Origin of the sequence: Rhizobium sp. NZLR11 (genome assembly GCF_019685115.1) — a bacterium.
Classification (GTDB): Bacteria; Pseudomonadota; Alphaproteobacteria; order Rhizobiales; family Rhizobiaceae; genus Rhizobium.
Window position 1 is genome coordinate 117,813 of sequence record NZ_JABDWD010000011.1, and the last position, 24,533, is coordinate 142,345.

General features: G+C 61.5%; 21 protein-coding genes. 18 read left to right on the forward strand and 3 right to left on the reverse strand.

The features are described 5' to 3' along the window. Positions 1 to 19: 19 nt before the first annotated feature. Both HJB83_RS19900 and HJB83_RS19905 read right to left on the reverse strand, forming a co-directional pair. Positions 20 to 937, reverse strand: coding sequence for a response regulator transcription factor (locus HJB83_RS19900; protein ID WP_207581531.1), 918 nt, complete (start codon positions 935 to 937; stop codon positions 20 to 22). After that, on the reverse strand, positions 930 to 4,316 hold the full coding sequence (locus tag HJB83_RS19905) for an ATP-binding protein (RefSeq protein WP_221132320.1): 3,387 nt from the start codon (positions 4,314 to 4,316) through the stop codon (positions 930 to 932). Before HJB83_RS19905 ends, HJB83_RS19900 begins: the two co-directional genes overlap by 8 nt. A 178-nt stretch (positions 4,317 to 4,494) precedes the next feature. Between HJB83_RS19905 and HJB83_RS19910 the strand changes: the two genes are divergently transcribed. The 18 genes from HJB83_RS19910 to ureG all read left to right on the forward strand — a co-directional run bounded on the left by HJB83_RS19910 (position 4,495) and on the right by ureG (position 21,102). Beyond that, on the forward strand, positions 4,495 to 6,399 hold the full coding sequence (locus tag HJB83_RS19910) for a phosphatase PAP2 family protein (protein WP_207581529.1): 1,905 nt from the start codon (positions 4,495 to 4,497) through the stop codon (positions 6,397 to 6,399). A 187-nt stretch (positions 6,400 to 6,586) separates the two neighbouring features. Further along, positions 6,587 to 7,879: an urea ABC transporter substrate-binding protein gene (urtA, locus tag HJB83_RS19915; RefSeq protein ID WP_164014049.1), complete on the forward strand. Its 1,293-nt coding sequence runs from the start codon at positions 6,587 to 6,589 to the stop codon at positions 7,877 to 7,879. Positions 7,880 to 7,994: 115 nt separating this feature from the next. Next, entirely contained in the window at positions 7,995 to 9,647 is a 1,653-nt protein-coding gene (gene urtB, locus HJB83_RS19920) for an urea ABC transporter permease subunit UrtB (protein ID WP_207581528.1), read from the forward strand. Further along, positions 9,644 to 10,807: an urea ABC transporter permease subunit UrtC gene (gene urtC, locus HJB83_RS19925; RefSeq protein WP_207581527.1), complete on the forward strand. Its 1,164-nt coding sequence runs from the start codon at positions 9,644 to 9,646 to the stop codon at positions 10,805 to 10,807. The genes urtB and urtC overlap by 4 nt, the downstream gene beginning before the upstream one ends. A 5-nt stretch (positions 10,808 to 10,812) precedes the next feature. Next, on the forward strand, positions 10,813 to 11,568 hold the full coding sequence (gene urtD, locus HJB83_RS19930; protein ID WP_207581526.1) for an urea ABC transporter ATP-binding protein UrtD: 756 nt from the start codon (positions 10,813 to 10,815) through the stop codon (positions 11,566 to 11,568). Positions 11,569 to 11,792: 224 nt separating this feature from the next. Continuing rightward, complete coding sequence (urtE, locus tag HJB83_RS19935) at positions 11,793 to 12,488, forward strand: urea ABC transporter ATP-binding subunit UrtE (protein ID WP_207581525.1); 696 nt, start codon at positions 11,793 to 11,795, stop codon at positions 12,486 to 12,488. Between the two features lie 152 nt (positions 12,489 to 12,640). Continuing rightward, positions 12,641 to 13,459, forward strand: coding sequence for an urease accessory protein UreD (locus tag HJB83_RS19940; RefSeq protein ID WP_207581524.1), 819 nt, complete (start codon positions 12,641 to 12,643; stop codon positions 13,457 to 13,459). Between the two features lie 20 nt (positions 13,460 to 13,479). Next, on the forward strand, positions 13,480 to 13,782 hold the full coding sequence (locus HJB83_RS19945) for an urease subunit gamma (RefSeq protein WP_028743291.1): 303 nt from the start codon (positions 13,480 to 13,482) through the stop codon (positions 13,780 to 13,782). Between the two features lie 10 nt (positions 13,783 to 13,792). After that, positions 13,793 to 14,044: a DUF1272 domain-containing protein gene (locus HJB83_RS19950; RefSeq protein ID WP_207581523.1), complete on the forward strand. Its 252-nt coding sequence runs from the start codon at positions 13,793 to 13,795 to the stop codon at positions 14,042 to 14,044. 10 nt (positions 14,045 to 14,054) lie between these two features. Then, entirely contained in the window at positions 14,055 to 14,360 is a 306-nt protein-coding gene (locus HJB83_RS19955; RefSeq protein WP_207581522.1) for an urease subunit beta, read from the forward strand. 12 nt (positions 14,361 to 14,372) lie between these two features. Beyond that, entirely contained in the window at positions 14,373 to 14,780 is a 408-nt protein-coding gene (locus HJB83_RS19960) for a lysozyme inhibitor LprI family protein (RefSeq protein ID WP_207581521.1), read from the forward strand. A gap of 16 nt (positions 14,781 to 14,796) precedes the next feature. After that, positions 14,797 to 15,420 carry a Urease operon accessory protein gene (locus HJB83_RS19965; protein WP_221132342.1) on the forward strand — a complete coding sequence of 208 codons (624 nt, stop codon included), beginning with the start codon at positions 14,797 to 14,799 and terminating at the stop codon, positions 15,418 to 15,420. Positions 15,421 to 15,423: 3 nt separating this feature from the next. After that, positions 15,424 to 17,136, forward strand: a complete 1,713-nt coding sequence (gene ureC, locus HJB83_RS19970) for an urease subunit alpha (RefSeq protein ID WP_207581520.1) — start codon at positions 15,424 to 15,426, stop codon at positions 17,134 to 17,136. Positions 17,137 to 17,169: 33 nt separating this feature from the next. Continuing rightward, on the forward strand, positions 17,170 to 17,841 hold the full coding sequence (locus HJB83_RS19975; protein ID WP_207581519.1) for a TIGR02117 family protein: 672 nt from the start codon (positions 17,170 to 17,172) through the stop codon (positions 17,839 to 17,841). 330 nt (positions 17,842 to 18,171) lie between these two features. Further along, positions 18,172 to 19,035, forward strand: a complete 864-nt coding sequence (locus tag HJB83_RS19980; RefSeq protein ID WP_207581518.1) for a GGDEF domain-containing protein — start codon at positions 18,172 to 18,174, stop codon at positions 19,033 to 19,035. 87 nt (positions 19,036 to 19,122) lie between these two features. After that, complete coding sequence (gene ureE / locus HJB83_RS19985; RefSeq protein ID WP_221116559.1) at positions 19,123 to 19,722, forward strand: urease accessory protein UreE; 600 nt, start codon at positions 19,123 to 19,125, stop codon at positions 19,720 to 19,722. A 6-nt stretch (positions 19,723 to 19,728) separates the two neighbouring features. After that, on the forward strand, positions 19,729 to 20,400 hold the full coding sequence (locus HJB83_RS19990; RefSeq protein WP_207581516.1) for an urease accessory protein UreF: 672 nt from the start codon (positions 19,729 to 19,731) through the stop codon (positions 20,398 to 20,400). A gap of 90 nt (positions 20,401 to 20,490) precedes the next feature. Then, positions 20,491 to 21,102, forward strand: coding sequence for an urease accessory protein UreG (ureG, locus tag HJB83_RS19995; protein WP_207581515.1), 612 nt, complete (start codon positions 20,491 to 20,493; stop codon positions 21,100 to 21,102). Between the two features lie 104 nt (positions 21,103 to 21,206). Here ureG and HJB83_RS20000 read toward each other — a convergent pair whose 3' ends face one another. Next, positions 21,207 to 24,533 carry an efflux RND transporter permease subunit gene (locus HJB83_RS20000; protein WP_221132321.1) on the reverse strand — a complete coding sequence of 1,109 codons (3,327 nt, stop codon included), beginning with the start codon at positions 24,531 to 24,533 and terminating at the stop codon, positions 21,207 to 21,209.

A 24,533-nucleotide genomic window follows, 5' to 3' on the forward strand; every position in this document is an offset into this window, starting at 1 on the left:
TGCGGTTGTCGTCCCGTCCTCACATCTCGTGCAGCACGTGCGTGGCCTTGACGGCTGCTGACGCCCGGTTCTCAACGCCGAGCTTCACGTAGATCTGTTCGAGGTGCTTGTTCACCGTGCGCGCCGACAGTCCCAATATTTCGCCGATGTCGCGGTTAGCCTTGCCTTTGGCGATCCAGAGCAGAACTTCGGATTCGCGCTGGGTGAGCGAGAAGCGCTGGCGCAGTGCCTCGTCGTCGCGCCGCTGGTTGGCGGCGGTCAGGCGGAAGAGATATTCGTCAGGCCCGATTGCGCCAAGGAAGGCGAGTTGCAGCGCCGCCTGGCCGGCATGGGCGATAGAGATAACGCTATCGCGCACTGCGGCTGCGCGGTCGCGCATCCAGCCCGCGATATGGCGGACGACGATTTCCATGCCGTCGTCGCTGCCCATGGCGGCGTTGACGAGCCGTGTTGCTTGCGGCGTCGACCAATGGATGGCGCCATCGCCTTTGACGGCCAGCAAATGGCGGCCGGCTGCGTCGAGCGCGACGCGGGCGCTTTGGGCCGAGCGAGCATTGCGCAGATGGACACGAATGCGGGCGCGCAGTTCGTCGATATTGATCGGCTTGCTGAGATAGTCGACACCGCCGGATTCCAGCGCGTGCACGACATGTTCGGTCTCGGTCAGGCCGGTCATGAAGATGACGGGCACCTGCGCCACCGCGGCATTCGCCTTCAGCCGGCGGCAAGTCTCGAAGCCATCCATGGCGGGCATGACGGCGTCGAGCAGGATGAGATCGGGGGTGATGCGCTCGACGATACCCAGGGCCGCGGTGCCTGACGTGGCGATCAGTACGGAAAAGCCGGATTGTTCGAGCGCGTCGGTCAGGAAGCCGAGCGCTTCGGGCGAGTCGTCGACGAGCAGAACGATGTCGCGAGGGAGGGCCGGCTCAGCCAATGGGTTCCACCTTTTCGTCGAAGTCGTGCAGGAAGGTCATGAAGCCGGCGAGATCGAAGGCGGCGACATAGGCGCGAAGTTTCTCGGTGAATGGCTGATTTGCCTCCACCCTGGCAAGGTCCGAAAGCTTGGCTTCGATGCCTCTGATATAGCCGATCTCACCGAGCCGCAGCAATTCCTGCACATGGGCAGCACCTGGGCTCGGCATCGGCGCTTGGGTCTTAACGGGAACTGCGGGTGCAGCGCCGGCATAGACCCATTTCAACCCAAGATGCAAAGCGAGCTTGTCGCGGAGCTGGCGGATGTCGACCGGCTTGCCGATCGCATCATTGTGGCTGTCGTCACTGTCGCTGAGAACAGCGGCATCACCGATATTGGCCGAGAGCATCAGCACCGGCGCTGTCTGGCCGGCCTCGCGCAGACGCGAGACGAGCTGCCAGCCGTTCATGCCGGGCATCAGGATATCGACGAGGAAGAGGTCCGGCATGATGCCTTCGATCAGCGTCAGGCATTCGGCGCCGCCCGCCGCCGTCAGCATGATGAAATCGAGGGGTGCCAGGATTTCGCGCATCATCTCGCGATGGTCTTCGTTATCGTCGACGATAACGAGCGTGCGGCGCGGGCCGTCATAACCGGCGATGCGTTTCTCCTGCGGCGCGGCGGCCACGGCGCGCATGACGGCCGATAGCATGAGGCGGACGCGGAAAGTCGAGCCCTCGTCCTTGACGCTCGAAACCGAAATCTCGCCGCCGAGCGTGTTGGTCAGAAGCCGGGTGATGGTGAGGCCGAGGCCGAGGCCCGGCATCGGCCGCACGCTTTCGGCCTCGCCGCGCTGGAAGGGTTCGTAAATGCGGGGAAGATCTTTCTCGGTGATGCCGCGGCCGGTATCGGCAACGGTGAAGGTCGCCACCTGGTTGCGATAGCCGACATCGAAGGTGACGCTGCCTTCGTCGGTAAACTTGATGGCATTGGAGAGCAGGTTGACGAGGATCTGGCGCAGCCGCTTTTCGTCGGTACGGACGAATTGCGGCAAGGCCGGCGAGCGCTCGTGGATGAAGACGAGGCCTTTTGCCTGCGCCTGCGGGCGGAACAAATCGACGATCTGGTCGAGGAAATCCTGGATGTTGATCTCATTGGAGTAGACCTGCAGGCGGCCGGCCTCGATCTTGGAAATATCGAGCAGGCCGTCGATCAGTCCGGAAAGGTGTTCGGCGCTGCGGCGGATGACCTTGATCGAGGATTGACGTGGCGCCGGGATGGTTTCGTCGCGCTCAAGGATCTGGGCATAGCCGAGCACGGCGTTGAGCGGCGTGCGCAGTTCGTGGCTCAATCCCACGACGTAGCGGCTCTTGGCGCGATTGGCGGCCTCTGCCGTCTCCTTGGCGCTCTGCAAGGCGGTGTCGGTCTTCTTGTGGGCGGCGATCTCCTTGAGCAGCAGCGTATTCTGGCGCGAGGATTCCTCCTCGGCGACGACGCGGCTGTCATGGGCGAGCACATAGAACCAGCAAACGACCCCTGATATCACCGAGAAGACGAAGAAGACGATGAGGATAGTGCGGTTGACGACCTCGGCTGTTTCAGGCGAGGCGGCGGCGACCTGATGGGCGATCATCGCCAGGATTGCGCCGATGGCGGTCAAGGCCAGCACGACGGCGATGCCGTAGCGGCCGAGTCGCGTCGTCAGCTTCCCCAGAATGGCGTCGGGCAGCAGTACCTTGGCGACGGTGCCGACCTGCGCGTTGAAACGGGCGGCCGGCTTGCACATGTCGTGGCAGCGGCTGTCGAGCGAGCAGCAGAGCGAACAGATCGGCGCGGCGTAGGCCGGACACCAGGCCATGTCCTCCGGCTCGAACGGGTGTTCGCAGACGGAGCAAGTGATGTTCGTCAGGTTCTTCCAACCGTGTCGCGGCTTGCGGGCGAGGTAAAACTTGCCTTTCGTCGCCCAAGCGAGCACCGGCGAGGCGATCAGCGCGATGACGAGGGTGATATAGGGAGCGAGCGAGGCGGCGATCTCGCCGAAGGCACCGAAATGGGCAATCAGCGACACCGTCGCCGACAGCGTCATGGCGCCAAGGCCGACCGGGTTGATGTCGTAGAGATGGGCACGCTTGAACTCGATGCCGGGTGGAGCGAGGCCAAGGGGCTTGTTGATGAAAAGATCGGCGGAGATCGTGCAGAGCCAGGCCATGGCGATGATCGAGAAGATGCCGAGCGTTTCCTCCAGCAGCCGGTAGATGCCAAGCTCCATCAAAAGCAGGGCGATCGCGACGTTGAAGACCAGCCAGATGACGCGGCCAGGATGGCTGTGGGTCAGCCGCGAGAAGAAATTCGACCAGGCGAGCGAGCCGGCATAGGCATTCATCACGTTGATCTTCAACTGCGAGATGACGACGAAGGCGGCCATCAACAACAGCGCAGCGTTGTGCCAGGGGACCATGTAGCCGAAAGCGGTCAGATACATCTGCGCCGGGTCCGCGGCACGATCAAGCGGCACGCCCGAGGCAAAGGTCAGCACGACGAGGAAGGAGCCGGCAAGCAGTTTCGGCGCGCCGATAATGACCCAGCCGGGTCCGGCGAGAAAAACAGCCAGGCGATGGCGCCACTTGCGCTGCGGGTCCGGCGGCAGGAAACGCAGGAAGTCGGCCTGTTCGCCGATCTGCGACATCAGCGCCAGGATAACGGCAGAGGCAGCACCGAACTCCACCAGATCGAAATCGGCGATGGTGCCGGGCGGACCGGAGGCATGGCGGATGCCGGCAAAGGCGCGCCAGAGATCGAACTTTTCCCAGTCCAAACAGGCGATGAAGATGAAAGGCAGGATATTCAGCACGATCCAGAAGGGCTGGGTCATCAGCTGGAACTTGCTGATCAGCCGCACGCCATGCGTCACCAGCGGGATCACCATGACGGCGCTGAGGATGTATCCGATCCAGAGCGGGATGCCGAGGGTGAGCTCCAATGCGCCGGACATGATCGAAGCCTCGATCGCAAACAGCATGAAGGTGAAGCTCGCATAGATCAGCGAGGTGATGGTCGAACCGATATAGCCGAAGCCGGCGCCGCGCGTCAGAAGATCGATGTCGACGCCGTGGCGGATGGCGTAGCGGCTGATCGGCAGGCCGATCGCCAGCATCGCGATGCTTGCGACGATAATGGCATAAAAGGCGTTGGTGGTGCCGTAGGAGAGGGTGATTGCGCCGCCGATCGCCTCGAGCGCCAGGAAAGAGATTGCGCCGATCGCCGTCTGCGAGATGCGTTGCGAAGAGAAATGGCGTGCGCTCTTTGCGGTGAAGCGCAACGCATAATCTTCCAGCGTCTGGTTGGCGACCCAGCGATTGTATTCGCGTCTTACCGGAATGATGCGTTGGCGCGCTGCCATGTCTTCCTTTCAGCATTCCGGTTGGGGCTCATCGTCTTCCAGCGAGTTTTGGCGGGATGGAGCGGAAAGGCAAGAGGCGGACGCCGGGTGGTTCACAGAATGGCAATATTTTTGAAATTGACCTGTCACACAAGAACTCTACCTCTCCCCGCGTTCGTTCAACTATTTCGGGTATTCCATGTCTGCTTTAAGCCTTTGCCGCCTGAGCACCGCCCTCGTCTGCCTTGTTTCCATCGTGCCTTCGTTTGCCAGCGCCGATCAGGCCACGGCGGCGAAAGCGCCCTATGCCGAAGCCGGAAACACCAACAAGCGCGGGGACGCCTGCTTCTCGACGGTCGACACCAACGCCGCCGTTCACCTCCTCTCCGGCTTCCTTGAAATCTGGACCCCGCGCACGTCCTTCGTCGATGCAGGTGTCGAAGCCCCGGCCAAGGACAATTGCCCGGCGGTCGCCAAGACGGATTGGGATGGCATTCCCTCCAGCAAGACCGACGGCCATATCGTCAACCAAGCCGTCCATGACGCCAACATCGCCTATGTCGTCAATGCGACGCGGGCGCGGACGGCCGATCAGGCGGTGGCCGCCTATCTCGACGACCGGCGCGGCAAGAATGCTAGCATCGTCGATGGCCTCGGTCCGCTGACGGATGCCTGGAAAGCCGGCTCGAAGCAGACCACCACGATCACCGAAGTGGCGGCTGATGCAACGACGGTCAAATATGACGACAAGGGCAACAATCGCGGCGCCGGCAGCAAGCGGGATACGGAAAACAAGACCGATGCAAACCCGGACATGGGCCTTGCTATCGATTTCATCAACGCCGCAAGCGGTGACGGCTCGACGGAACCCGCCAAGCGCTATTTCAAATATGGCCGCCCCTATCGCTGGAGCCAGGACGTGTCGGTCGTCCCGACGCTTGAGCCGGCCAAGAGCGGCAAGCCGGTCGAGGACGGCGGTTTCCCGAGCGGGCATACGGCGGAAGCCTGGCGGGATGCGCTTGCCATGGCCTATCTCGTGCCGCAGCGCTTTCAGGAAATGATCACGCGTGCCAGCGAACTGGGCGAGGATCGCATCCTCGCCGGCATGCATTCCCCTCTCGACGTGATGGGTGGCCGGATGCTCGGCACTGCGACGGTCGTCTATAATCTGAACAAGGCCGACAATGCCGCGCTGAAGAGCGATGCGTACACCCGGGCACAGTCATGGCTCCTCGCCAAATCAGGCGTTGCCGATGCGGGCGCGCTTGCAGTCGCCGCGCATGCGGCGCCGCTCGCCGCAGACCGTTTTGCCGATCATGACGCCAATCGCGCTTACGTGCTGCAGCGCCTGAGCTACGGAATGCCGACGATCCATGCGACCGATCAGCCGGCTCGCGTGCCGCAGGGCGCTGAAGCGCTTCTCGAAACGCGCCTGCCCTATCTCGACGTCGAACAGCGCCGCGACGTGCTGAAGACCACCGAAATCGCCTCGGGTTATCCGCTCATTGACGATGCGGAAGGTTACGGTCGTCTCAACCTGTTTGCCGCCGCCGATGGTTACGGTGCCTTCGAGCAGGATGTCACCGTGACGATGGACGCGGCAAAGGGCGGCTTCAATTCGATCGATACCTGGCGCAACGACATCGCCGGCAAAGGCAGGCTGGTAAAACGCGGCAGCGGCACTCTCGGGCTTTCGGGCGCCAACAGCTATGCTGGTGGCACCGTGCTCGAAGACGGCGCGCTGGTGGCTGGATCGCCCTCGGCCTTCGGTGCCGGCGCCCTTACGGTCAATGGCGGTTCGCTCGTCGTGGCGGCAGACAAGCCTTTGATCGTAGGCGGTGATTATCAGCAGCTCGCCCATGCAACGGTAAAGCTGGCGCTCGGCGCGAACGGCGCCGGCACGCTGGCCGTCGAGGGCAAGGCTGCGCTCGCCGGCGATCTCGAGGTGACGCTTGCCGATGGCATTACCCCTATACCCGGAACGAAGATCGAGATCCTGAAGGCGGGTGGTGTCGTCGGCACCTTGGGTAAGGTCACCGTTTCCGAACACAAGGCCAGCCTCTCTTACGGCCCGACGGCCGTCATCTTGACGATCGACGAATAATTCTTCGCATAGAACCGACAGGGCATCTCCCGCTGGGGGGATGCCGCTTTCTTCGATCTGTCCGTTTGCCCCCGCGCCTACGTCATTTTGCGTATGTGTTTTTGCGATGCAGCACCCGATAGTCCTCTCGGCAACAGTTAAATTCCGTTTCCGGCCTGTTGCGGAACAAGAAGAGGGGCTCAACCAGATGAATCTCAGATCCACGATCACCGGCGCTGCGCTCGGTGCCGTCATGGCGGCATCGGCCGCATTCCACGGCGCGGTGGCCGCCGAGGACACGATTAAAGTCGGCGTATTGCATTCGCTTTCCGGCACGATGGCGATTTCCGAAACCACGCTGAAAGACGCCATGTTGATGCTCATCGACGAGCAGAACAAAAAGGGCGGCCTTCTCGGCAAGAAGCTCGAGGCCGTCGTCGTCGATCCGGCTTCCGACTGGCCGCTGTTTGCCGAAAAGGCCCGTGAACTGATCCAGAAGGACAAGGTTGCCGCCGTCTTCGGTTGCTGGACCTCGTCCTCGCGCAAATCCGTGCTGCCGGTATTCGAAGAGCTGAATTCGCTGCTCTTCTATCCCGTGCAGTATGAAGGCGAAGAATCCTCGCGCAACATCTTCTACACCGGTGCTGCTCCGAACCAGCAGGCCATTCCGGCCGTCGACTACCTGATGGAAAAAGAAGGCGTCAAGCGCTTCGTTCTTGAAGGGACCGACTACGTCTATCCGCGCACGACCAACAAAATTCTCGAGGCATACCTGATTTCGAAGGGTATTCCGAAAGAAGACATCATGACCAACTACACGCCGTTCGGCTTCTCCGACTGGCAGACCGAAGTTTCCAAGATCAAGGAATTCGGTTCGGCTGGCAAGAAGACCGCTGTCGTCTCGACGATCAACGGCGACGCCAACGTTCCGTTTTACAAGGAACTGGGCAACAAGGGCATCAAGGCAACCGACATTCCTGTCATCGCCTTCTCGGTCGGCGAAGAAGAACTTGCCGGTCTCGACACCAAGCCGCTTGTCGGCCATCTCGCTGCCTGGAACTATTTCGAGTCGGTCGAAAGCCCGGCCAACAAGAAGTTCATCAAGGACTGGCACGCATACACCAAGAACGACAAGCGCGTGACGAACGACCCGATGGAGGCTGCGTATATCGGCTTCAACGCATGGGTTAAGGCCGTCCAGGCTGCCGGCACGACCGATACCGACAAGGTTCTCGACTCCATCATCGGCGTCAGCGTTCCGAACCTCTCCGGCGGTTATGCGACCGTCATGCCGAACCACCACATCACCAAGCCAGTGCTGATCGGTGAAATCCAGGCCGACGGCCAGTTCGAAATCGTCCAGCAGACGCCCGCCGTGGTCGGCGACGAATGGTCCGATTACCTGCCTGATTCCAAGGACCTGATCTCCGATTGGCGCAAGCCGATGTCCTGCGGCAACTTCAACGTCGCTACCGGCAAGTGCGGCGGCAAGGGTTCCTGAGTACGACCCCGGTCAGATGATTGCCTGAAGACTTCCGTCCGGGTTTGATACCGGGCGGAAGCTCCGTCCCAGCGATTGCGCCGCGAGGCCAACACACTCAAGGGCGAGAAAGCTGATGTATCGCGCCATAAAGATTTTCCTCATCACGCTCTGCCTGACGTTCTCGGGCCTGACATTTTCCGGCCTCGCATTTCCGGGCCTGGCAACATCGAGCGAAGTTCGGGCAGAGGACGATATCCACGTGCTCATCGATGCGCTCGGCGCCGGCGACTTCCCGGAACGCGAGGCGGCCATCAAGGCGCTGGTCGCCTCCAAGGACCCGCATGTCAGCCAGATCCTGCAGCAGTTGAGCACCGGCTTTCTCTACGTCAATTCCGATGGCGGCCCAGTGCTCCTCCAGGGCGGCACCGATGACGAACCGACCTATTCCGATCCGATCACCGGCGAAGCCGCTGCCGATGTCGATCCGGATCTGATGACCAAGGTCAAGATCAACAATGCACTTCGCGGCGTCATCAGCGCCGCCACCAGCCAGCTGACGCTGATGAGCCCGGACCGTTCGGCGCGGCTCGCGGCGGCGCAGGGCCTGCTGAAAGACGCCAATCCCGCCAATCTCGACCTGCTGAACGCGGCGCTTGCGGCTGAAAAGGACGCCGAGATCAAGAATACGATGGAAGCGGCGCGCGCAGTGCTGCTGCTCAAGACGGATGCGAGCGTCGAAGACAAGAAGGCTGCGATCGATACGATCGCAGCTCGCGGTAATCGTGATGCACTGACCATTCTCACGACCACACTCGAAACTGCGCCCGATGATCTGAAGCCGGCGATCCAGGCAGATATCAGCACGATCAATCGCAGCCTGGCGCTGTGGGATGTCGTCCAGAACGTCTGGTACGGATTGTCGCTCGGCTCGGTGCTGTTGCTTGCCGCGATCGGCCTTGCCATCACCTTCGGCGTCATGGGCGTCATCAACATGGCGCATGGCGAAATGGTGATGATCGGCGCCTACACCACCTACGTGGTGCAGGAATACATTACCTCGACCTTTCCCGGTGTGGCGGACTATTCGCTTGCCTTTGCCGTGCCTGCCGCCTTCGTCTTTACCGGCTTCGTCGGCCTTGTCATCGAGCGCGCCGTCATTCGCTATCTCTACGGCCGCCCGCTCGAAACGCTGCTCGCCACCTGGGGCGTGTCGCTGATCCTGCAACAGGCCGTGCGCAGCATCTTCGGCCCAACCAACCGCGAGGTCCGCAATCCGACCTGGATGTCCGGTGTCTTCGATCTCGGCGGGCTCTCCATCACCTGGAACAGACTGTGGATCATCGTCTTTTCGATGGTCGTCTTCGTAACGCTGCTCCTGCTGCTCAAGCGGTCAGCTTTCGGGCTGCAGATGCGTGCCGTCACGCAGAACCGCCGCATGGCATCGTCGATGGGCATCCGCACAGGCTGGGTCGACGCCTTCACCTTCGCGCTCGGTTCGGGCATTGCCGGTATTGCCGGGGTGGCGCTCAGCCAGATCGACAACGTCTCGCCGAACCTCGGCCAATCCTACATCATCGACAGCTTCATGGTGGTCGTCTTCGGCGGTGTCGGCAATCTCTGGGGCACGCTGGTCGGGGCGCTGTCGCTCGGCGTCGTCAACAAGTTCCTCGAGCCCTTCGCCGGCGCCGTGCTCGGTAAGATCCTGGTGCTCGTCCTCATCATTCTCTTCATCCAGAGGCGTCCCCGCGGACTCTTCGCACTCAAAGGAAGGGCGGTGGAAGCATGATAACGGCCTTCCTTCTCCGATCACTCGATCGTAAGATCGTCATTGCCATCGCCCTGCTGCTTCTGGTCGCGGTTCTCGTGCCGGTGCTGAACCTGATGACCGGGCCGACCAATCCGCTGCACGTGCCGACCTATATCATGTCACTGTTCGGCAAGTATCTGACCTATGCGCTGCTGGCGCTGGCGCTCGATCTCGTCTGGGGCTTCTGCGGCATTCTCTCGCTCGGCCACGGTGCCTTCTTTGCGCTCGGCGGTTATGCGATGGGCATGTATCTTATGCGCCAGATCGGCACCCGCGGCAGCTACGGCGACCCAATCCTGCCCGATTTCATGGTGTTCCTGAACTGGAAGGATCTGCCCTGGTTCTGGTACGGCTTCAACCACTTGTGGTTTGCGGCGCTGATGGTGCTCGTCGTGCCCGGCCTGCTCGCCTTTGTCTTTGGCTGGTTCGCCTTCCGCTCACGCGTCAACGGCGTCTATCTCTCGATCATCACCCAGGCGATGACCTACGCGCTGCTGCTGGCCTTCTTCCGTAACGACATGGGCTTCGGCGGTAATAACGGCCTGACCGATTTCAAGGACATTATCGGCTTCAACGTCCAGGCTGACGGCACGCGTGCAGCCCTGTTTGCGGCAACCGCGGTCTTGCTGGCGCTGTCGCTGCTGCTTGCCTCGGCGATCGTTCGTTCGAAGTTCGGCAAGGTGCTGGTCGGCGTGCGTGATGCCGAAAGCCGCACGCGCTTCCTCGGTTACCGCGTCGAGCATTTCAAGCTCTTCACCTTCGTCGTCTCGGCGATGATGGCGGGCATTGCCGGCGCGCTCTATGTGCCGCAGGTCGGCATCATCAATCCCGGCGAATTCGCTCCTGCAAACTCGATCGAAGTGGTCATCTGGACAGCGGTCGGCGGACGGGCGACGCTGATCGGACCGATCATCGGCGCGATCCTCGTCAATGGCGGCAAGACGATCTTCACCGGCCTCTTCCCGGAGTTTTGGCTGTTTGCGCTCGGTGGTCTCTTCGTCGCCGTCACTCTGTTTCTGCCAAAGGGTGTCGTCGGCACGATCGCCCAATATCTCGGCAGGCGGAAAGCCGTCTCCAAGGCTGCCCCACCGGTGGCGCAGGAAGACGGCATCGAACCTAAAATCCAGGCCGCGGAGTGAGCAGCATGATCCCCGACGTCAAACCCACCAGCGTGCTTTATCTTAACGGCGTCTCGGTTTCCTTTGACGGCTTCAAGGCGCTGAATTCGCTGTCGATCGTGATCGAGCCCGGCGAACTGCGCGCCATCATCGGCCCGAACGGGGCCGGCAAGACCACGATGATGGATATCATCACCGGCAAGACGCGGCCCGATGAGGGTGAAGTGTTCTTCAATGGCATGATCGACCTTACCAAAAAGGACGAGGCCGATATCGCCGAGCTCGGCATCGGCCGCAAATTCCAGAAGCCGACGGTCTTCGAAAGCCACACGGTCTGGGACAATCTGGAACTGGCGCTGAACCGCCGCCGCGGCGTGTTCTCGACGCTGTTCTATCGGCTTTCGCGCGGGGACAAAGCACGCATCGAAGAAATCCTCGAAACGGTGCGGCTGACGTATCGGCGCGACGAATTCGCCGCCAACCTCTCGCATGGGCAGAAGCAGTGGTTGGAGATCGGCATGCTGCTGGCGCAGGAGCCGAAGCTCCTGCTCGTCGACGAGCCGGTGGCCGGGATGACGGATGCGGAGACGGCGGAAACGGCGATCCTGCTCAAGGACATCGCCAGGACCCGCTCGGTCGTCGTCGTCGAACACGACATGGGCTTCATCCGCGACCTCGGCGTCAAGGTGACGTGCCTTGCCGAAGGCTCGGTCCTGGCTGAGGGATCAATCGACTTTGTGAGTTCCGATCCGAAGGTGATCGAGAACTATCTGGGGCGGTGAGGGATGATGCGTCGATTGAATGTTGGTGGGTGTGTCACCCCTCTTCAACCCCTCCCCACAAGGGGGAGGGGCTTAACCTGGGCGCTCGCTCATCACTACGATTGCCAGCTTTCTTATGATCTCTTGGGAAGTGGGACGGTAGCTCCGAGCTTGTCCCTCTCCCTTGTGGGGAGGGGTTGGGGAGGGGTCTTTTTGGGACCCACAAAGATTCTGGAGACGGCATCATGCTGACAGTCGAAAACGTAAACCTGCACTATGGCGCCGCCCAGGCGTTGCGTGGCATCTCCGTCAAGGCGGAGATGGGAAAGATCACCTGCGTGCTGGGGCGGAACGGCGTGGGGAAGAGTTCGCTTCTGCGCGCCGTGACCGGCCAGCATCCACTGTCGGCCGGCACCGTTACCTTCAATGATACCAGACTCAATGGCCTGCCGCCTTTTGCCCGCGCCAAGCAGGGCATCGGCTATGTGCCGCAGGGGCGCGAGATCTTCCCGCTGCTGACAGTCAAGGAAAATCTCGAAACCGGCTTTGCTCCGCTTGGCCGCGGCGACCGGAATATTCCCGACGACATCTTCAGTCTCTTCCCGGTGCTGAAGTCGATGTTATCGCGTCGTGGCGGCGATCTTTCCGGTGGCCAGCAGCAGCAACTGGCGATCGGACGCGCCATGGTGACCCGGCCTCGGATTCTCGTGCTCGACGAGCCGACCGAGGGCATTCAGCCGTCGATCATCAAGGATATCGGCCGGGCCATCCGTTACCTGCGCGATTCCACCGGCATGGCGATTCTGCTTGTCGAGCAATATCTCGACTTTTGCCGGGAGCTTGCCGATTACGTCTACATCATGGATCGGGGCGAGATCGTGCATGAAGGCCTTGCCGAAACGCTGGATACGCCGGAGGCCCGCCGTCACCTGACCGTCTGATCGGCAAATGCTGCATTTTTCGGCAGCTAGCAGAGCGCCTTTCAAATCTTCCAGCTCCGCTGCGGGTATCCCTGGACGGCATGGGACTTGCTTGCTTTCCGTTATCCGCGCGATGGAATGAAACCGGTGGCGCGACCGAAAGGGACGGTACGATGATTGCGGCGGCAGGGACGAGACCGCAAAGAGCGGAGGGACGCGGGCATCTGGCGGCAAAGCTGTTTGATGGCCGCACGCGTCTGCGTGAACTCTATCAGGAGGGCGCGGCGAAGATCCGCCTGCCCGATACGTTCGATGCCTCGATGGAAGCCGTCATCATCAACACAGCAGGCGGGCTGACCGGTGGCGACCGGATGGACTGGAGCGTCGTGGCCGGTCCCGCCACGAAGATCGACGTCACCACCCAGGCCTGCGAGAAGATCTACAAGGCGTCGGCCGGCACGGCCGAGGTGACGACCAGCATTAAGGTCGGAGCCCAAGCGAGGGTCGACTGGCTGCCGCAGGAAACGATCCTCTTCGATCGGGCCGCACTTTTCCGCAGGCTCGATGTCGATCTTGACGAAGGCTCCGAATTTCTGGCCGTCGAAGCTGTGTTGCTCGGCCGCAAGGCGATGGGCGAGACGGTGGAAACCGGGCTGTTTCGCGACCGCTGGCGCATCCGACGCTCGGGTCAACTGATCCACGCCGAAGAGCTCAGACTTTCCGAAGGTGTCTCGGCACTGGCGGCGCGGCAGGCGGTGCTCGGCGGACAGGTGGCCTTTGCGACGCTGCTTTATGCCGGGCCGCTTTCGGAAGCCTATCTCGGCAGGGTGCGGCCGCTCATAGAAGGATCGATGGGCGGTGCGAGCGCCTGGGATGGCAAGCTCGTCGTCCGTCTTGCAGCGGCCGACGGCTTTGCACTTAGAAAAATCCTGATCCCGGTCATTTCCGCCTTGCGCAATGGTGCGCCTGTGCCGAAAGTCTGGAATCTATGAGTTCAATAGGCAGGTAGACGATGAACCTCACTCCGAGAGAAAAAGACAAGCTGCTGATATCCATGGCGGCGATGGTGGCGCAGCGGCGGCTGGAGCGTGGCGTCAAGCTGAATTATCCCGAGGCGATCGCGCTGATCAGCGATTTCGTTGTCGAAGGCGCCCGCGACGGCCGTCCTGTCGCCGAGCTGATGGAGGCCGGCGCCCATGTGATCGGCCGCGACCAGGTGATGGAGGGCATTGCCGAGATGATCCATGACGTGCAGGTGGAAGCGACGTTCCCGGATGGAACCAAGCTCGTCACCGTGCACGAACCGATTCGGTAAGGAGACAGGGATGCTCGAACTCAGGCCCAATTGCGAATGCTGCGACAAGGATCTGCCGCCGGAGAGCACCGAGGCACGGATTTGCACCTACGAATGCACCTTCTGCGCCGATTGCGTCGACGACGTGCTGAAGGGTGTCTGCCCCAACTGCGGCGGCAATCTCGTTGTCAGGCCTATTCGGCCGGCGGCGATGCTCGTCAAAAACCCGGCGTCGACAAAGCGTGTGCTGAAGGCCGAGGGCTGCGCGCCCAAGGCGGCTTAAGGAGGACGAGATGATTCCAGGCGAGATCATTGCCGCAAGCGGCGACATCGAACTGAATGCCGGCGCGCCGACGGTGACGCTGGATGTTTCCAATACGGGCGACCGGCCGGTGCAGGTCGGCAGCCACTATCATTTCGCCGAGACCAATGCCGGGCTCTCCTTCGATCGCGCGGCAGCGCATGGCACGCGGCTCGATATTCCGGCGGGAACGGCCGTGCGCTTCGAGCCGGGGCAGACGCGTTCGGTTACGCTCATCCCGCTTTCCGGCAAGCGCGAAGTCTATGGCTTCCGTCAGTTGGTAATGGGCAAGCTTTAACGGGAGAGGCGCATGCGCTTGAACATTTGCCTCATCGGGGCGGCGATGCTGGTAGCGGCTGGTACCGCCTCCGCTCAGGATGTCGATTGCAACAATCCGAAGACGCAATCGGAGATGACCGCCTGCGAGGCGGCGCGTCACGAGACCGCCGACAAGGCGCTGAATGCGCAATATAAGAAGACGCGTGCCGCCATGGTGGCGATCGACAAGGATCTGGATGGCGACATGAAAGGTGCGGAACAGGCGCTGGTCAAGGCTCAGCGCGCCTGGATCGATTATCGCGACGCCGAATGCGATGCCTTCGGCTTTCAGGCCCGCGGCGGCACGCTGGAGCCGATGCTGGTTGTTGGATGTCTCGCCGACATCACCGACAAACGCACGAAAGAGCTGAAAGAGCTTGAAGACACGATGAGCAACTAAGGTGACCAAGAAGATCATGATCGTCGGCAATGGCGAGATCGCAGAGAAAGAGGCAGGCGTCATCGATGCCGCTGATTTCGTCATCCGTTTCAATGATTGCCGTTCCTACGGGGCTGGCGGCAGCCGCACGGATGCCGTCGCGGTCTGCAATACCGGCCGGCCGGCAAAGGCGATGCTCGGTTCGCCACAATGGCGTGCCCATCCCGGCGTCGTTTCGGCGCGCGAAATCTGGAGTGTGCGCGATCCGGAAAAATTCGCCGCGATGCGGGCGCCGCTTGCCGTCTCACATCCGGAACTCGACGATTTCTGCGACGACTATACGGATGAATTCACTGCCTTCTGCGCTGATACCGGCAAGACGCATGTCGTCATCGGCAAGGCGGTCCACGAGGCTGTCGATGCCTCGCTGTCGGCCTTCGCGCCGGCGCCTTACATTGTGCCGAGCAGCGGCATGATCGTCATTGCCGAGGCGCTGAACAGCTATGCCGATGCCGAGGTGACGCTTGCCGGGTTCGGTCATGTCGGCTGGGAATGGCACCCGTTTGCCGCCGAAAGGCAGCTTGCCGATGCCTATATTGCCGCGGGCCGCCTCAAGCGGCTTAGCGGGGAAACGCTTATCTCTTTCTCCCATGGAGCCTGATGGATGCCCTACAAGATCTCGCGCGCCGCCTATGCCGGCATGTTCGGACCGACCACCGGCGACAAGGTGCGCCTTGCGGATACGGAACTCTTCATCGAGATCGAGAAGGACTTCACCACCTATGGCGAGGAGGTAAAGTTCGGCGGTGGCAAGGTCATTCGTGACGGCATGGGCCAGAGCCAGGTGACGCGGGCGGATGGTGCGGTCGATACCGTCATCACCAATGCCGTGATCGTCGATCACTCCGGCATCTACAAGGCCGATATCGGGCTTAAGGACGGGCGCATCGTTGCGATCGGCAAGGCGGGCAATCCCGATATGCAGCCTGGCGTCAATATCATCGTCGGTCCGGGCACGGAGGCGATCGCCGCCGAAGGCAAGATCGTCACTGCTGGCGGCATGGACAGCCATATCCACTTCATCGCGCCGCAGCAGATCGAGGAAGCGCTGATGTCAGGCATGACCTGCATGCTCGGCGGCGGCACGGGACCGGCGCACGGCACGCTTGCCACCACTTGCACGCCCGGTCCCTGGCATCTCGCGCGCATGATCGAAGCGGCCGACGCCTTCCCGATGAACCTCGCCTTTGCCGGCAAGGGCAATGCGTCGTTGCCGGGGGCGCTGACCGAGATGGTGCTGGCCGGCGCCACCTCGCTGAAGCTGCACGAGGATTGGGGCACGACGCCAGGCGCTATCGATTGCTGCCTGTCGGTCGCCGACGAATATGACGTGCAGGTGATGATCCACACCGATACGCTGAACGAAAGCGGCTTTGTCGAAGATACGATCAGTGCCATCAAGGGCCGCACCATTCATGCTTTCCACACGGAAGGGGCGGGCGGTGGGCACGCGCCTGACATCATCAAGATCTGCGGTCAGCCGAACGTCATTCCGTCGTCTACCAACCCGACCCGGCCCTATACGGTCAACACCATCGCCGAACATCTCGACATGCTGATGGTCTGCCATCATCTGTCGCCGTCGATCCCCGAGGATATCGCCTTCGCGGAAAGCCGCATCCGCAAGGAGACGATCGCCGCCGAGGATATCCTGCACGATATCGGCGCCTTCTCGATCATCTCGTCCGACAGCCAGGCCATGGGCCGCGTCGGCGAGGTGGCGATCCGCACCTGGCAGACGGCCGACAAGATGAAGCGGCAGCGCGGCCGGCTGAAGGAGGAAAAGGGCGATAACGACAATTTCCGCGTCCGCCGTTATATCGCCAAATATACGATCAATCCGGCGATCGCTCATGGCCTCAGCCATGAGATTGGCTCGGTCGAGGTCGGCAAGCGTGCCGACCTGGTGCTCTGGAATCCGGCCTTCTTCGGCGTGAAGCCCGACATGGTGCTGCTCGGTGGCTCGATCGCCGCCGCGCCGATGGGGGATCCGAACGCCTCGATCCCGACGCCGCAGCCGGTGCACTACCGGCCGATGTTTGCTTCCTATGGCAAGAGCCTCACCAATTCCTCCGTCACCTTCGTCAGCCAGGCCTCGCTCGACGGTGGCTTGAGGGGCCGGCTCGGCGTCGCCAAGCAACTGGTCGCGGTGAAGAATACGCGCGGCGGCATCTCCAAGGCATCGATGATCCATAACGACCTGACACCCGAGATCGAGGTCGATCCGGAGACCTATGAGGTCAGGGCAAACGGCGAATTGCTGACTTGCGAGCCGGCGACGGTGCTGCCGATGGCGCAGCGCTATTTCCTGTTTTAGGCCGGCTCGCTCCGTGCGTCCCGGACGGTTCCGATGAGAACAGGCATCCGCTGGGTTTTACGGATCGTATTCCTGCTTGTGCTTTTGGTGGCTTGCGGAAGCTTCATTCCCCGGCCGCTGATTGCCCCGGTCAAGGCGTCGTCTGTGGCCGCGACGCATCGGATTCTCCTGCTGTCGGGACCGATCCACACCGATATTGCAATTCCGCTCGACGAGGAGGCGCGGAGTGCCTTTTCCTTTCTCGTCGATGACGGTTTTCCGCTCGGCCATCCGGATGCGGAATGGCTCATCGTCGGCTGGGGCGGCCGCGCCTTCTATCTGGAAACCCCGACCTGGGCGGAGCTGAAACCGCTGCCGGTGCTGCGAGCGCTGACAATCGACCGTTCGGTCCTGCATGTGGACCTTGCCGGTCATATCACCGAGCCGCAGTCCAGTGTTGCGCCATTCGATGTCAGTGACGATCAATTGGCGCGGCTGCGCAATTTTATCTCAGACAGCTTCGTTCGCGACGCGGGCTCGGTGGTGCCGATCCCGGATGCAGGTTACGGCGAAATCGACCGGTTCTTCGAGGCCAAGGGATATTTCAACGCCCTCTTCGGCTGTAACACCTGGACGGCTGCAGCGCTGCGCTCTGCGGGGCTTCGGACCGGCTTGTGGAACGCGTTTCCACAATCATTGCGATTGTCTGTTGCTGTCTACAATTGAGGCAGCCGATGGCCGTCCCGCTCTTAAAGTGAATTGTGAAGGGCACTCTCCATTCGGTTGTAAAAATCGTTGAAGAAACCGGTATTTTCTCCAGATAGATCATTCTGAAACAGCCCCATTCCCTGACCCCGTAAATCTGTTTTAAATCAATCGCCTAAGTGTGTCTGCGTACTGTCCGATTCAGGGATTGGAAGGCTGCATCTCCTGCTAGAAAAAATCTGTCCACCGAATCGTCTAAAACCGTTCGAATTTTAACGAGTCGATTAAGACACCCGCAGCAATTCGGCTCTTATCAATGTCTTGAAACGCCGGGCAGGAAGGTCGATTCTCATGAGAAACTGGATGTCGCTGCAGGCCGATTTCGGCAATTTTCAACATCGCAGGAATGTCTATCTCTTTGCGTTGAAGATGAGCTTTCTTGCAGTCATTCTCTCCGGCGTTATCATTTCGCTGACGATACCGCCGCTCGGCTTTTTCGGGCTGCTACCGATGACACTCGCGCACGCGATCGGCTTCGGAGCCATTTTTTCCTGGCTCGTTGGTGGGACGGTTTCCGGCATGCTATCGCTGGCCGCCGGTTTTGCACTGCATGAGTTGACGCTGTCGCGGGCGGAGTTTGAAAAACTCAGCCGAACGGACACGCTCTCCGGACTATTGAACCGGCGCGCTTTCACAGAGGCGCTTGAAAACACCGAGGGCAACGCCTCGCTTGTTGTTTTCGATGTCGACCGCTTCAAGGCGATCAACGACCGCTTCGGCCATGCCTGCGGCGATGCCGTCATCACCGCGGTCTCGGCGATGCTCATATCCGCCTTCGATGAGATGTCCGTCGTGGCACGGTTGGGTGGGGAGGAGTTCGGCGTCATCGTCTCCGGCGAGCCGCTGGAGGCGCGGATGGAACGCGTCGAAGGTGTCCGAGCCCGGATCGCAAGCGGCGCCATCGCGGCCGAGGGGCACGATATCCGCATCACCGTTTCCGGCGGTGTTGCCGACCTCGCCGCCGGGCGCAACAAGCAGGCGGTCTACGCTTCGGCTGACCGGGCGCTCTATCTCGCCAAGGCGCTCGGGCGCAATCGCGTCGTACACGAGCGGGAAGGCTTGCATCATGCATGGCACGGGCTCGTCGACAATAGCCCCGATGCCGAGGGCAGGGGAACCGAGGGCGACAACATGATGCAGGCTTACGGAATATAAAAGCCCGACACGCGCACAAAGACCATTGGTGCTTGCATCGGGAAAGGCTATTTTGCATGGTCGTCGTCTCAGCAAAACGGACATATCATGCAGCGCGTTACCTCCTATCTCCCCGCCGGAACCCCGTCCTCCCATCCGACCGTCCAGGTCAAACTGCCGCACGATCTGCGCCATCTGCGCCGAAAGCTGCTGCATCTGGAAAATGGCGAGATGGTCATGCTCGATCTCAAGGACCCGGTGCTTTTCGCCAACGGCGACCTGCTGGTGCGCGACGACGGCGAACTGATCGAGATTCTCGCGGCTGATGAGAAGCTCTTCGAAATTCGCGGACGCAACCGCATGCACCTGGTCGAGCTTGCCTGGCATCTCGGCAACCGTCATCTCGCAGCCCAGATCGAGGAAGACCGCATCGTCATCCTGCGCGATCATGTCATCCGCACCATGCTGCAGGGCCTCGGCGCCACCGTCCTCGATATCGATGAGCCGTTCCAGCCTGCACGGGGAGCCTATCATTCCCATGGCGGCCATTCGCATGAGCGCGATCATGATCACGGGCACATTCCTAACCAGGGTCATGACCACGATCATGAACATGGCTACGAGCATGAGCATGAGCACCGCCACGATCATGGTCATGACCATGACCATGACCATGATCACGGACATCACGGCCACAAGCACGACTGAAACCTAATGACCAGGGATCGTGAGCTGCACGCATTGCTGCGTCTAACGGCATGGCTTTCGCCGGCTTTTCCGATTGGCAGCTTTGCCTATTCGGGCGGGTTGGAGCGGGCGGTGGCCGACGGGCTGGTCACTGATGCGGCCTCGCTTGCGGCCTGGATCGGCACGCTGATCGGCCATGGTTCGGTTTGGAACGATGCGGTACTGCTGGCCGAAAGCCACAGGTGTCAGGAAGAACCCGTGCGCCTTGTCGAGATCGCCGCACTCGCCGCCGCACTTGCCGGATCGCGCGAGCGCCATCAGGAAATCATGCTGCTTGGCGAGGCGTTCCTGGCGGCGGCGCGGGCCTGGCCGGACGGCGTGTTCGATAGGTTGCCCGACAAGGTCGCTTATCCCGTTGCGGTCGGGGCGGTGACGGGTGCACACGGCATAGAGCCGGAGAAGGCGCTTGCTGCCTTCCTGCACGCCTATGTCTCACAAGCGGTTTCATCCGGCATCCGCCTCGGCGTCGCCGGCCAGAGGGACGGTGTTGCCGTGCTTGCCGGCCTCGAAGAGCGTATTGCGGAAGTCGCCCGGCGGGCGGCAGCCTCCTCGCTTGACGATCTGGGCTCGGCAACGGTGCAGGCCGATATTGCCGGCCTGCGCCACGAGACCCAGGCGACGCGGCTGTTCCGCTCGTGATGGTTCGAAATTATCACTGCGACTGCGTCATTTGACGGTGGCGTGCGATGGCAGCGTCGCTATCATCGGGGTTCGATTGGAGTAAGGCACATGAAATCAAGAAACGGACCTTTGCGGGTCGGCATTGGCGGGCCGGTCGGCTCGGGCAAGACGGCGCTGACAGAAAAGCTCTGCAAGGCGATGCGCGACGACTATTCCGTCGCGGTTGTAACCAACGACATCTACACGACCGAGGATGCCGAGGCCCTGGTGCGCATGCAGGCACTGACTTCGGACCGCATCGTCGGCGTCGAGACCGGGGGCTGCCCGCATACCGCCATTCGCGAGGACGCGACGATCAATCTCCAGGCGATCGCCGGCCTTAACCAGCGAATTCCCGATCTCGACGTCGTCTTCATCGAATCCGGCGGCGACAACCTGGCGGCAACCTTTTCGCCCGATCTTGCCGATATCACCATCTATGTCATCTCCGTCTGCCAAGGCGAGGAGATCCCGCGTAAGGGCGGCCCCGGCATCACCCGCTCGGACCTGCTCGTGATCAACAAGAAGGATCTGGCGCCCTATGTCGGCGCCGATCTCGAGGTAATGGATCGGGATGCCACGCGCATGCGCGCGGCGCGCCCCTTCGTCTTCTCCGACATGAAACGCGGCGACGGCGTCAGCTCGATCGTCAGCTTCCTCAGAGAGCAGGGGGGGCTCTGACGACCAGATCTGGCGGAAAAGATCGACGTCGCTGATAGCAGCGAAACGGCAAAACGAAACGGGCCGGGAGAGTGCTCCCGGCCCGTTGATTTTCTGGGCTTTGCTTATTCCGCTGCGAAGGGCGGCAGGCGCAGCACGTTGGTGTCGTTGCCGTTGGCGCTCTTGCGCTTGCTTTCCGGCTTTTCGATCGCGGTCAGCCGCTCCTCCAGCGAGTCGATCTCGCTGCGGTTCTCGCGGGTGACGCGAGTGAGATCCTCGCGCGACAGCGGCAGCTCCTCATTGTCCTTCCTGCCGACCAGGCGGCCGAACATCCAGCCGAGCAGGCGGGACAGATCGTCCATGATCAGGAAGAAGGAGGGCACGACGACGAGCGAGAGCACCGTCGAGACGATGATGCCGCCGATCACCGCGATCGCCATCGGCGCGCGGAACGAGCCGCCTTCGCCGACGCCGAGCGCGGAAGGCAGCATGCCGGCCGACATGGCGATTGAAGTCATGATGATCGGCCGGGCGCGTTTGCGGCCGGCTTCGACCATCGCCTCGACGCGGGCCATGCCCTGGTGGCGCATCTCGATCGCGAAATCGACGAGCAGGATGGCGTTCTTGGTGACGACACCCATCAGCATCAGGATGCCGATCATGACCGGCATAGACAGCGGGTTGCTGGTGATGATCAGAGCCGCCGCTACGCCGCCGATGGCGAGCGGCAGCGAGAGCAGGATGGTGAAGGGCTGGATCACGTCCTTGAAGAGCAGGATCAGCACTGTCAGCACCAGCAGGAGGCCCATCAACATGGCGTTGACGAAACTCTGCTGCATCTCGCTCTGCACCTTGGTGTCGCCGCTTTCGGCAAGATGCACCGTGGCCGGGATATTGGCTGATTTGACGATCTCGCGGAAGCGGGCCGAAGCCGTGTCGAGTGCTACGCCCTGCGGCAGGTCGGAGCCGATCGAAACGACGCGGTAACGGTTGTTGCGCTTGATCGAACTTACGCCTTCCGAGTAGTTGATATCGGCGACGCTTGAGAGCGGAACGGTGCCGCCGCTGGCGGTCTGGATCTTCAATGCACGGATCGCCGAGAGATCACGGCGCATGTCAACCGCCGCCTGGACCCGGATCGGGATCTGGCGATCGTCGAGCGAGATCTTGGCAAGAGCCGCATCGACATCGCCGATTGTGGCGACACGGATCGTTTCGGAGATCTGCTGCGGCGTGATCCCGAGGCGTGCGGCTTCGTCCTTGCGCGGATAAACCTGCAGTTCCGGACGGGGCAGGGCGCCGTCGGCGCTGACATTGGCAAGCAGCGGATCGGCACGGAGCTTGGATTCCAGAACGCCGACAGCGTCGTTCAGGTCTTTCTCGTTCTTGGAGAGGAAGTTAAAGGCGAGGTCGCGTTCGCCGCGATCGTTGAGTTTCAGGATATGGACGTCGGGAATGTCGCGCAGCTTGGCGAAAACTTCCTTTTCGATATCCCATTGCGGCCGTTCACGGCCGTGGACTTCCACCTTCGGCAGCATCGGACCGATGAGGGGGATGTGGCCGAGCCCGTCATTGACCATCTTCTTGACCAGCGATTGGTCGAGCTTATCAAGCGCGAGCGCGATGGTCGCACGGCGCAATTCGAGATCGCCCTTCGGCGATGCGCCGCCGAGGACGAAGACGCTTTCGACGCCGTTGATATCCTTGACCCTGTCATAGATCGCATCCGTCGTCTTCTCGGTATCGTCAAGCCGCGCATTGGGCGGCAATTCGACAGAAAGCACGATGCGCGAGGCATCTTCCGGTGGCAAAAAGCTGCCGGGAACCTGCATGAGCAGCAAAACGGAGCCGGCCAGGAAGCCGAACGCGACAAGCAGCGTCGCATAACGCGTGTACCAGCGCCCGGTCGTGCCACGTATGAGCCGTGTGTATCCACGCATCAGCAGGCTGTCATTGTCGTGATGATCGTCGACGCCGTCTTCGGCGCGCATCAGATAGGCGGCCATCATCGGGGTGATGAGGCGCGCGACCATCAGCGAGAAGAAGACGGAGAAGGCGACGGTCAGGCCGAACTGAATGAAGTACTGGCCCGGAATACCCGGCATGAAGGAAACCGGCACAAAGACGGCGATGATGGTGAAGGTGGTGGCGATGACGGCAAGGCCGATTTCATCAGCGGCCTCGATCGCCGCCCGGTAAGGGGTCTTGCCCATCTTGATGTGGCGGGCGATGTTTTCGATTTCGACGATCGCGTCGTCGACGAGGATGCCGGTCGCAAGCGTCAAAGCAAGGAAGCTGACGAGGTTCAGCGAGAAGCCCATCATGTCCATGATCCAGAAGGTCGGGATCGCAGATAACGGAAGGGCGATTGCCGAAATCAACGTCGCGCGCCAGTTCCTCAGGAACAGGAAGACGACGATGACGGCGAGCAGCGCGCCTTCGAGCAGCGTATCGATGGCGGCTTCGTAGTTACCGTAGGTGAAATAAACCGAATCGTCGATCAGTTCGATCTTCACGTTCGGGTTTTCGGTCCGGACCTTGTCGAGGCTCTGCGCTACGGTTTTGGCGACACTGACTTCGCTGGCGCCCTTCGAGCGGAAGACGCCGAAGGTGACAACCGGCGTGGCGTCGAAGCGCGAGAAGGATTTCGGCTCTTCATAGGTGTCCTTGATGACACCGAGATCGGACAGCTTGACGAAGCGGCCGTTCGGCAGCGCGATCGTGGTGTCGGCGAGCTCGGCGACGTTGCGGGCATCGCCCAGAACACGGATTGCCTGTTCGCTGCCGGCCACCTGGCCGCGGCCGGAGCCGAGATCGATATTGGTGCCGCGCAGTTGCTGGTTCACGCTTGCGGCGGTTATGCCATAGGCATCGAGCTTGCCAGGGGTGAGTTCGATGCGTACTTCGCGCTCTGCGCCGCCGTAACGATCGACGCGGCCGATGCCGGCCTGTCCCTGCAGCGATCGCTTGACGGTATCGTCGACGAACCAGGAGAGCTCTTCCAGCGACATGGCAGGCGAGGAAACGGCGAAGGTCTGGATCGCCTGGCCTTCGACATCGACCTTGGAGACGATCGGTGTTTCGGCCGTCGCCGGCAGATCGCTGCGGATGCGGTCGATCGCATCCTTGGTGTCCTGTACCGCCTGTTGCGTCGGCACTTCCATCCGGAACATGACGACGGTCTGCGAGCTGCCATCGGTCACTGTCGACTGGATTTCGTCGATGCCGGTGATGGAGGCGACCGCGTCTTCGATCTCCTTCGTCACCTGCATTTCGAGTTCGGCCGGCGAAGCGCCGCTCTGCGTCACGTTGATCGAAACGAGCGGCACGTCGATGTTTGGAAAGCGCGTGATCGGCAACGCATTGAAGGACTGCATGCCGATGAGCACCAGCAGGCAGAAGGCCAGGAGCGGCGCGATGGGATTTCGAATGGACCAGGCTGAAAAATTCAT

Bases quoted from the DNA above. Each gene is read 5' to 3' on its own strand.
- urtC (WP_207581527.1), top strand. From the start codon at position 9,644: ATGATAACGGCCTTCCTTCTCCGATCACTCGATCGTAAGATCGTCATT.
- urtB (WP_207581528.1), top strand. From the start codon at position 7,995: ATGTATCGCGCCATAAAGATTTTCCTCATCACGCTCTGCCTGACGTTC.
- HJB83_RS19980 (WP_207581518.1), top strand. From the start codon at position 18,172: ATGAGAAACTGGATGTCGCTGCAGGCCGATTTCGGCAATTTTCAACAT.
- HJB83_RS20000 (WP_221132321.1), bottom strand. From the start codon at position 24,533: ATGAATTTTTCAGCCTGGTCCATTCGAAATCCCATCGCGCCGCTCCTG.
- urtA (WP_164014049.1), top strand. From the start codon at position 6,587: ATGAATCTCAGATCCACGATCACCGGCGCTGCGCTCGGTGCCGTCATG.
- HJB83_RS19975 (WP_207581519.1), top strand. From the start codon at position 17,170: ATGAGAACAGGCATCCGCTGGGTTTTACGGATCGTATTCCTGCTTGTG.
- HJB83_RS19905 (WP_221132320.1), bottom strand. From the start codon at position 4,316: ATGGCAGCGCGCCAACGCATCATTCCGGTAAGACGCGAATACAATCGC.
- HJB83_RS19965 (WP_221132342.1), top strand. From the start codon at position 14,797: ATGATCGTCGGCAATGGCGAGATCGCAGAGAAAGAGGCAGGCGTCATC.
- HJB83_RS19910 (WP_207581529.1), top strand. From the start codon at position 4,495: ATGTCTGCTTTAAGCCTTTGCCGCCTGAGCACCGCCCTCGTCTGCCTT.
- ureG (WP_207581515.1), top strand. From the start codon at position 20,491: ATGAAATCAAGAAACGGACCTTTGCGGGTCGGCATTGGCGGGCCGGTC.
- HJB83_RS19990 (WP_207581516.1), top strand. From the start codon at position 19,729: ATGACCAGGGATCGTGAGCTGCACGCATTGCTGCGTCTAACGGCATGG.
- HJB83_RS19955 (WP_207581522.1), top strand. From the start codon at position 14,055: ATGATTCCAGGCGAGATCATTGCCGCAAGCGGCGACATCGAACTGAAT.
- urtD (WP_207581526.1), top strand. From the start codon at position 10,813: ATGATCCCCGACGTCAAACCCACCAGCGTGCTTTATCTTAACGGCGTC.
- ureE (WP_221116559.1), top strand. From the start codon at position 19,123: ATGCAGCGCGTTACCTCCTATCTCCCCGCCGGAACCCCGTCCTCCCAT.
- urtE (WP_207581525.1), top strand. From the start codon at position 11,793: ATGCTGACAGTCGAAAACGTAAACCTGCACTATGGCGCCGCCCAGGCG.
- ureC (WP_207581520.1), top strand. From the start codon at position 15,424: ATGCCCTACAAGATCTCGCGCGCCGCCTATGCCGGCATGTTCGGACCG.
- HJB83_RS19940 (WP_207581524.1), top strand. From the start codon at position 12,641: ATGATTGCGGCGGCAGGGACGAGACCGCAAAGAGCGGAGGGACGCGGG.
- HJB83_RS19960 (WP_207581521.1), top strand. From the start codon at position 14,373: ATGCGCTTGAACATTTGCCTCATCGGGGCGGCGATGCTGGTAGCGGCT.
- HJB83_RS19950 (WP_207581523.1), top strand. From the start codon at position 13,793: ATGCTCGAACTCAGGCCCAATTGCGAATGCTGCGACAAGGATCTGCCG.
- HJB83_RS19945 (WP_028743291.1), top strand. From the start codon at position 13,480: ATGAACCTCACTCCGAGAGAAAAAGACAAGCTGCTGATATCCATGGCG.